Below are 1,068 nucleotides of genomic sequence, written 5' to 3' on the forward strand. Positions count from 1 at the left end.
GAGTTCCCCTCATTAAGCTATGTATTCACTTAATGATACTTAGACATTACTCTAAGTGAGTTTCCTCATTCGGAAATCTTCGGATCAAAGTTTACGTGCAACTCCCCGAAGCTTATCGCAGCTTATCGCGTCCTTCATCGGCTCCTAGTGCCAAGGCATCCGCCCTGCACCCTTAATAACTTGACCAGTTAAAAAGGTTTGATAGATTAGAAGCTATCAACTTCGATAATTTTTAAAAGTTATCAGCTTTATATATTACAAATTAGATGTCATATCACTAAATATATATATGCAGTTTTCAAAGTGCTAACGCACATAGCTTGTCTAAAGATAAGCTAAAAGTGCATGTAAGAGGCTACTAGATAAATCAAAGATTTAAGTAATATACTCTTAATGGTGGAGATGAGGAGAGTCGAACTCCTGACCCCTTGCTTGCAAGGCAAGTGCTCTCCCAACTGAGCTACACCCCCAAATATGAAGTTCATAAAGAACTTTCAAAATTAAACAGTAGGCAATTCTCCTTAGAAAGGAGGTGATCCAGCCGCACCTTCCGATACGGCTACCTTGTTACGACTTCACCCCAGTTATTGATTCCACCTTCGACGACTTCTTCCAAAAGGTTAGATAATCGGCTTCGGGCGTCTCCAACTCCCGTGGTGTGACGGGCGGTGTGTACAAGACCCGGGAACGCATTCACCGCAGCATTCTGATCTGCGATTACTAGTAACTCCAGCTTCATGTAGGCGAGTTTCAGCCTACAATCCGAACTGAGAGTAGCTTTAAGGGATTAGCTCCACCTTACGGCTTGGCAACCCTCTGTACTACCCATTGTAGCACGTGTGTAGCCCTAAGCATAAGGGGCATGATGATTTGACGTCATCCCCACCTTCCTCCAGGTTATCCCTGGCAGTCTCTCTAGAGTGCCCAACTTAATGATGGCAACTAAAGACAAGGGTTGCGCTCGTTGCGGGACTTAACCCAACATCTCACGACACGAGCTGACGACAACCATGCACCACCTGTCACCAATGTCCCCGAAGGGAACTCTCCGATTAAGGAGATGTCATT

1 tRNA gene and 2 rRNA genes are annotated in these 1,068 nt (G+C 44.9%); all 3 read right to left on the reverse strand.

What is annotated here, in order from left to right:
• Window positions 1–186: ribosomal RNA gene (locus IR151_RS19970) — 23S ribosomal RNA — on the reverse strand; the annotation flags it as partial.
• Window positions 187–394: 208 nt separating this feature from the next.
• Window positions 395–470: transfer RNA gene (locus IR151_RS19975), tRNA-Ala, on the reverse strand.
• Window positions 471–525: 55 nt separating this feature from the next.
• Window positions 526–1,068 (reverse strand): 16S ribosomal RNA (locus tag IR151_RS19980); the annotation flags it as partial.

It is taken from the genome of Clostridioides sp. ES-S-0006-03, from assembly GCF_020662275.1.
Lineage (GTDB): Bacteria > Bacillota > Clostridia > Peptostreptococcales > Peptostreptococcaceae > Clostridioides.